The sequence below is a fragment of the Companilactobacillus paralimentarius DSM 13238 = JCM 10415 genome, assembly GCF_001434985.1.
Lineage (GTDB): Bacteria > Bacillota > Bacilli > Lactobacillales > Lactobacillaceae > Companilactobacillus > Companilactobacillus paralimentarius.
This window is the reverse complement of sequence record NZ_AZES01000132.1, coordinates 1-7,222: the sequence shown is the minus strand read 5'-3', so window position 1 is coordinate 7,222 and position 7,222 is coordinate 1. Positions and strand designations below refer to the sequence as shown.

General features: G+C 36.4%; 7 protein-coding genes. 1 reads left to right on the top strand and 6 read right to left on the bottom strand.

Translation table 11 applies throughout. The features are described from left to right. Positions 1-89: 89 nt before the first annotated feature. The 6 genes from FD33_RS10820 to tyrS form a co-directional block, all read right to left on the bottom strand. On the bottom strand, positions 90-1,238 hold the full coding sequence (locus FD33_RS10820) for a quinone-dependent dihydroorotate dehydrogenase (RefSeq protein ID WP_025086150.1): 1,149 nt from the start codon (positions 1,236-1,238) through the stop codon (positions 90-92). After that, positions 1,238-1,873, bottom strand: a complete 636-nt coding sequence (gene pyrE / locus FD33_RS10815; RefSeq protein ID WP_025086151.1) for an orotate phosphoribosyltransferase — start codon at positions 1,871-1,873, stop codon at positions 1,238-1,240. Before pyrE ends, FD33_RS10820 begins: the two co-directional genes overlap by 1 nt. Further along, a complete protein-coding gene (gene pyrF / locus FD33_RS10810; protein ID WP_025086152.1) occupies positions 1,873-2,565 on the bottom strand; it encodes an orotidine-5'-phosphate decarboxylase in 693 nt (230 codons plus the stop codon). Before pyrF ends, pyrE begins: the two co-directional genes overlap by 1 nt. Positions 2,566-2,567: 2 nt before the next feature. Then, on the bottom strand, positions 2,568-3,851 hold the full coding sequence (locus tag FD33_RS10805) for a dihydroorotase (RefSeq protein ID WP_025086153.1): 1,284 nt from the start codon (positions 3,849-3,851) through the stop codon (positions 2,568-2,570). Continuing rightward, entirely contained in the window at positions 3,852-4,751 is a 900-nt protein-coding gene (locus tag FD33_RS10800; RefSeq protein WP_025086154.1) for an aspartate carbamoyltransferase catalytic subunit, read from the bottom strand. It abuts the gene before it with no gap. Between the two features lie 266 nt (positions 4,752-5,017). Further along, positions 5,018-6,262, bottom strand: a complete 1,245-nt coding sequence (tyrS, locus tag FD33_RS10795) for a tyrosine--tRNA ligase (RefSeq protein WP_025086155.1) — start codon at positions 6,260-6,262, stop codon at positions 5,018-5,020. A gap of 354 nt (positions 6,263-6,616) precedes the next feature. Between tyrS and FD33_RS10790 the strand changes: the two genes are divergently transcribed. Beyond that, the coding region (locus FD33_RS10790; protein WP_156407844.1) for a histidine phosphatase family protein at positions 6,617-7,222 on the top strand (606 nt) is incomplete at its 3' end.

Genomic DNA, 7,222 nt, shown 5'->3' with positions numbered 1-7,222 from the left:
ACTTGGATTCAATTTATTTTGTCCAAGTGGCTAACTTGTTATTGAAATTTTCGGTTTAGATAGAAATCCCTATCTGACAGTCTTTTTTATTATTCTTCATGGAAAGATGCACCAGAATTGGCATCTAATTCAACTTTTTTATCTTCATTAATATCGGTAACTTCAACATCCTGTGGATTATGGCTTGGTGCTTTTGCAACAGGAGCATAATCCAAATTACGTACCACATCATTAATAGATAGTTGACGATTAATTTTTTCTAAAAGGGTTGGTCCATTGTAAATGAAACCTGTGTAAACCTGTACCAAACTAGCGCCTGCTTCTAGAGCTGTCTGTGCATCCTCAGGTGTAAAGACGCCACCAGAAAACATAATTGGTAATTCCGGGAAGGCCTGATGAATTGCTCTAGTCAGGCTCAATGATTTAAGGAAGATTGGCTTACCACTTAAACCACCACCTTCATTGCGATTGGTTGACTTCAAATTGTTATAAACTTTGCTTGGATTAGAGGCTGTGTTGGTCAAAATAATGCCGTCCATCAATCCTTTAGTTTCATTAATCAATTCAATCAATTGCTCAGCAGTAATATCATTTCCAAATTTACAAAAAACTGGTTCCTTAATGTGTAAATTATGAATTTTTTGCAATAATCTTTTGGCAACAGGAATCTCCTGCAAAGTTGTCACACCTTTTTGGTTAGGGCAGCTTTGATTCAAAGCTATATAGTCCGCAAATGAATGAATCTCTTTAATATCATCCACCATTTCGTCAACCATCTCTTCACTAGTCAATCCATGGCCAGGGGCTACACTGATACCTAATGTGACGTGTTTAGGAGTATTAGCCAAATGTTTTCTAGTTTCTTCAACGCCTAAATTGTTTAACCCCATACGATTGATGATGGCTTGATCTTCTGCCAAACGAAAAATTCGTTTCTTGGGATTACCAGGTTGATTTTCCTTAGTCACACTTCCAATTTCAACAAATCCAGCACCTAGAGCACCTAAACTATTGTAAAATTCAGCCTTTTTATCAAAACCGGCAGCAATTCCAATTGGTGAATCAAAAGTCACGCCTTTAACGGTAACTTTCAAGTCGGCTCGCTTTTTAGTTTGAAACATTGATTGTAAAACATGTGGATAGCGATTAAACATCTTTAACCCATTGGCTACTAAATGATGATCGACCTCTGGATCTACTTTAAAAATTAACGGACGAACTGCTTTATATAAATCCATTATTTACACCATCCTTCTGGGTTTTTATACCATTGTTCTAACAATTCTGTATCATTTTCCTCAATATAGTCCTGTTCTTTGGCTACCTGAATCAATGTAGGGAAATCGGTCAAGGTGTACAATTTTGTTTCTGCGGCCGCAAAATTGGTTGTACTCTCTGGTAGATCATAGGAAAAAATAGCGACTGTACCGATAACTTCAGCTCCTGTTTCACGAACAGCATCAACAGCTTTTAAAATACTACCGCCAGTTGAAATCAAGTCATCAATCAATACAACCTTATCACCAGTCTGACAGCGTCCTTCGATTTGACCCTTTTTACCGTGATCTTTTTTCTTTGGACGAACATAATTCAATGGTAAGTCAAGAATATTAGAAACTCCGGTGGCATGAGGAATTCCGGCCGTAGCAACACCGCCAATGACCTCTACTTCAGGATATTTTTCCTTAATTAAAAGTGCAAGATCTTCGGCAATTGTTTGACGGAACTTTGGATAAGCAATGGTCAAACGATTATCTGTATAAATCGGTGATTTAATTCCACTAGCCCAAGTGAAAGGTTCTTTAGGACTTAAGGTTACCGCCTTAATTTTCAATAATTGACTGGCAATGTCGATTGCTATTTTTTTATCCATTACTTACTCCACTCCTTTTCAATATTCACATAAGCATTATATTCATCTTTGGCTTGTGTGATTGGTCTTCCAACTACAATGGCGTCACTACCTAATTTTCTAGCCTGACTAGGTGTCGCAACTCGTTTTTGATCGCCAACTTGGGCTGATTTTGGACGAATTCCTGGGGTAACACAGAGGAATTCCTCGCTAGTTGCCTCTTTAATCATTGGTACTTCTAAGGCAGATGAAATAACTCCATCTGCTCCATTGTTAAATGCTAATTTGGCCAATCTTGTAACATAATCTTGTGAAGGCAATGAAACCTGTAATTCATTCGACAGTTCTACTTGTCCTAACGATGTTAATTGAGTAACGGCCAATAATTTAGTATTAGAACCTGATAACCCTTCTTTAGCAGCTGCAATCATCTCTGCTCCACCACTAGCATGAATCGTTAACAACTGAACATCCCACTTAGCAATCATCTGACAAGTCCGTTTAACAGTGTTAGGGATATCATGTAATTTCAAATCAAGAAAAATATTATAGCCTCGTTCTCGCAAACGTTTGACAAAAGGATAGCCATATTGACAAAACATTTCTAAACCGATTTTTAAAAATAACGATTGATTCTTAGGAAATTGATTCAAAAAATTAATACATTCAAAATCATCTGCAAAATCTAATGCTACTATAACTAGTTTATCCATTTTTACTCCTCATAGTTGTTTGTATAGACTACCTTACCGTTGACATAAGTGGCCTGAACTTGTCCAAATACTGATTTTCCAATAAAAGGACTATTAGTTCCTTTAGATAAAAAGTCGGTTTCATTGATGGTATAGTCTTGATTCAAATCAATCATGGTAAAATCGGCTCTCTGATTTAATCCAATTGTTCCTACATCCTTTAGTCCAAATAATTGAGCTGGTTTCACTGTCATTAGCCCAATCAACTTTTCCAAACTGATCAATCCTGTTCTAACTAAACATGTATACATTAAAGGGAACGATGTTTCAATTCCGGTAATACCAAAAGCACTCTTTTGAAAACCTTGATTCTTCTCTTCTTTAGCATGAGGAGCATGGTCGGTCGCAATCATATCGATCGTACCATCTTCTAAACCGTCCAATAATGCCGTTTGATCTTCTTTTGAACGCAATGGCGGATTCATCTTAAAATTAGCGTCATCTGTCACGATATCTTTGTCGCTAAGTAATAAGTGGTGTGGTGTCACTTCACAAGTAACATTAATTCCGGCATCTTTGGCCATTCTAACTAAATTCACGCCATCTTTAGTCGAAATATGACAAACATGATAATGCACACCAGTTTCTTTAGCTAAAACTAAGTCACGAGCCAATTGTGAAGTCTCGGCTACTTGTTTGATTCCAGGCAAACCTAATCGTTGTGAAGCTGAACCAAAGTTGATCACCCCATGATTGAAGAGATTCTTGTCTTCAACGTGTGCAGCCAAGTGACTGTCGATGGCTTCAATTCTTTCCATTGCAGAATACATTGACTGAGCATTCATAATCCCATGACCATCATTAGAAAAGGCAAAAGCCCCTAATTTATCCAGAGCTTCAATATCGACTAATTCATCACTAGTTTCATTCTTAGTTACCGGAGCATACTGTAAAGTATTGATTAAAGAGTTTTTTTGATTTAACTCCAACTGTTTTTGAAATTTTTCTGTATCATCAGGTACTGGAATAACATTAGGCATAGCCCCGACTGTTGTAAAACCGCCATGTGCTGAAGCTAAAGTACCTGTTTTGATGGTTTCCTTATGAACTTGACCTGGTTCACGAAAATGAACGTGTACATCAACTAATCCTGGAGCAACTAATTGTTGTTTCGCATCAATCATCTGAACACCGTCGGTTGATATCTCTTCAGCAATTTGCGTAAATTTTCCATCTTCTATCAAAAGATCTGCTGGAGTTAATTGTCCTTGATAATACAATTGAGCATTCTTTATTAATGTCTTCATTTAGTTAGCACCTTTCAAAACTGATTCGATCATTGCCATTCTGACAAATGTACCATTGACCATCTGTTTAAAAATATACGATTTATCACATTCCACAACGTCATCTGCAATTTCAACTCCACGATTGACTGGGGCTGGATGCATTAACATAGCATCTGGTTTCATCAGATTAACTCGGCGCATATCCAAACCATACTTTTCAAAGTAATCAGCTTTTGAAAAGCCCTGATTCTCTTCAGCTGACAATCTTTCATGTTGAACTCGTAACAACATGACCACGTCCATTTCTTTACACAAATCATCTACTGTCTTATGAGGTCCCATAGCTTGGAATTCTGACGTATACCAAGAATTGAGTCCACCAAAGTAAACATCTGAACCTAACTGTGTCAAAATTTCAGCATCGGAATGTGCTACTCGTGAGTGACTGAGATCCCCGATGATACCTACCTTCAAACCATTTAAACGACCAAAGTGCTCAAAAATCGTCATTAAATCAAGTAAAGATTGAGAAGGATGCTGACCAGCACCGTCACCTGCGTTAATGATAGGAATACCCAAATTACGATTTAAAAGTTCATTATAATATTCATCTTTGCTGTGACGGATAACCGCTAAATCGGCTCCAACACTTTCCAATGTTCGACAAGTATCGTAGAGGCTCTCACCTTTTTTAGTTGAGGATTTTTCAGCATCAAAGACAATTTGTTGCATCCCTAATTTCATCTCTGCAACTTGGAAACTTGATTTAGTTCTTGTACTATTTTCAAAAAACATATTAACAGCAAATTTGTCTTTGCCTATCGTAGATTGCCGACCGTTCTTAAATTCCAAGGCTGCATTAAGATAATCTTGAACCTCTTGGTTGGATAATTGTGACATAGAAAGTATATTTTTCATTGTTTTCCTCCAAATTAAAAGGGGTAGCTGTCAGTCCAGCTACCCCCAAAAAGTTTAGTATTATCCCTTAAACCTTCTAGACCTCACTGGATCTGATTAAAAGTTCCCTAGTTTTTTAAGTAAACAAAAAACTCCCTATCCCACAAGGAAAGGAAGTTTACACTTTTTCTGTCAAATGTAGTTAATACCTTCCAAGCCTCACAGGACTCGATTAAAAGTTTTCGTTGCAAATAATATAAACGATTTTACATTTTCAGTCAATGGTTTTATTTAATTTTTGCCAAGAAGTACTTCTTCTTACCACGACGAATAACGATATATTTGCCATCAAATGATGTCTTAGGATCAATTTCAAGAGTCGTATCTGTTAACTTCTCTCCATTGATTCTAATAGCACCATTTTGAATGTCTTCACGTGCTTGACGCTTTGATTTATCAACGTTAGCAGCGATTAATAAATCAACTAAATTAATTGGATCAGCAGCAATTTCTTCACTAGGAACACCATGGAAAGCTTCAGCAACTTCTGTAGTTGTTAGCGCTTGGATCTCACCTGAGAATAAAACATCAGTAATTTTTTCAGCTGTCTTCAATGCTTCTTCACCGTGAACAAATTTAGTTACTTCTTGAGCCAATGTCTTTTGAGCCAATCGTTTTTCCGGTGCCGTCTTGATAGATTCAGCCAACTTGTCGATTTCCTCTTTAGACAAGAAAGTAAACTTCTTTAAGAGATTAACAACGTCTTTATCATCTTGATTAAACCAGAATTGGTAAAACTCATATGGTGAGGTCTTCTTAGGATCAAGCCAAACAGCACCACCAGCAGTTTTGCCAAATTTAGTACCATCAGCCTTTAACAATAATGGAATTGTTAAAGCATAAACTTTGGCATCTTGTCCTTCAGCTTTATGGATCAAATCAAGTCCAGCAGTTAAATTTCCCCATTGATCACCACCACCAACTTGTAATTGAACATCATGTTTACGATATAGTGTCAAGAAATCAAGTGATTGTAAGATTTGATATGTAAATTCAGTAAAGGAGATACCTACTTCTAGACGACTAGAAATGATTTCCTTATTAAGCATTGTATTGACGTTAAATAATTTACCGTAATCACGTAGAAAATCAAGGATACCAATTGGTTCTGTCCAGTCGTAATTGTTAACCATTGTAAAATCACTGAAAATATTATTAACTTGATTACTCAAAGCTTCAACATTGTGATTAACTTGGTCCATTGTTTGCATAGGACGTTCGGCTTTTTTACCACTTGGATCACCAATAGAACCTGTAGCACCACCAATAACAACATATGGATGATGTCCCGCTCTAGCAAATCTTTCCAAAGTCATAAATGGCAACAAATGACCAATATGCATAGAGTCTCCAGTAGGATCCATCCCACAGTATAACGAAATATCCTTTTCATCGATTAAGTTGCGTAGACCATCTTCATCAGATTGTTGATTGATCAAGCCACGCCATGATAATTCATCAATAATATTCATAGATTTTCCTCCAATAATTATCCCCGTTATAGAAAAAAGCGCCCCTGCAATTATGCAGGGACGCTCATGCGCGGTACCACCCAAATTCAAGTATTACTACTTGCTCTTTACTCCTATAACGTAGGACGCGAATTTTAGTCTCGTATTTGATAATCTACCCTGCTTGACTCTCACCAAATGTCAATTCTCTGAACACTGAAGTAAATTACTACTTAGTTTAAAACTAAAACTATTATAAGTATGATGATACACAGGAGTAATATTTTTTTCAAGCCCTTTTTTCTTAAAAGACAATGTTATTGTATAATGTAAGTGCTTTTACGGAGGGGAAAACATGAAAAAATGCTTTATTTAATGCGCCATGGACAAACGCTTTTTAACGTTCTATGTAAGATTCAAGGCTGGTGTGACTCACCACTGACTGACAAAGGTATTGAACAAGCTAAAACAGCTGGAAAATACTTTAAAAATAACCAAATCAAATTTGACGCTGCTTTTTGCTCGACGGCTGAAAGATCTAGTGATACTTTGGAATTGGTTACTGATATGCCTTATACCCGTTTAAAAGGATTACGAGAGATGTCTTTTGGCAAATTTGAAGGTGAACACGAATACTTGAATCCTAAAATCACCGACGCTCAAAAACAATATGGCGACTTTTTTGTTCAATACGGTGGTGAAAGTGCTCAACAAAATAAAGATCGTGTTAAAAAGACTTTATTCGATATCATGAATCAAGACAATAAATCAGTTTTAGTTGTTAGTCATGCTGGTTCTATTATGAACTTTACTAGTCAATGGACTGATATTGATAAAATAAAGGATAGTGGCTTTGGTAATTGCAGCATTTTAGAATTTGAATTTGAGGATAATAAATTCACTTTTAAGAAAATCATTAATTTTAATGGCTGTACGATAAATAGAGTTGATAGGCATTTTGCCATCAACTCTATTTTTGTA

What these genes read in the sequence shown, in the direction of transcription:
- FD33_RS10820 (WP_025086150.1), bottom strand. Translation starts at nt 1,238, where the DNA reads ATGGATTTATATAAAGCAGTTCGTCCGTTAATTTTTAAAGTAGATCCA.
- pyrE (WP_025086151.1), bottom strand. Translation starts at nt 1,873, where the DNA reads ATGGATAAAAAAATAGCAATCGACATTGCCAGTCAATTATTGAAAATT.
- pyrF (WP_025086152.1), bottom strand. Translation starts at nt 2,565, where the DNA reads ATGGATAAACTAGTTATAGTAGCATTAGATTTTGCAGATGATTTTGAA.
- FD33_RS10805 (WP_025086153.1), bottom strand. Translation starts at nt 3,851, where the DNA reads ATGAAGACATTAATAAAGAATGCTCAATTGTATTATCAAGGACAATTA.
- FD33_RS10800 (WP_025086154.1), bottom strand. Translation starts at nt 4,751, where the DNA reads ATGAAAAATATACTTTCTATGTCACAATTATCCAACCAAGAGGTTCAA.
- tyrS (WP_025086155.1), bottom strand. Translation starts at nt 6,262, where the DNA reads ATGAATATTATTGATGAATTATCATGGCGTGGCTTGATCAATCAACAA.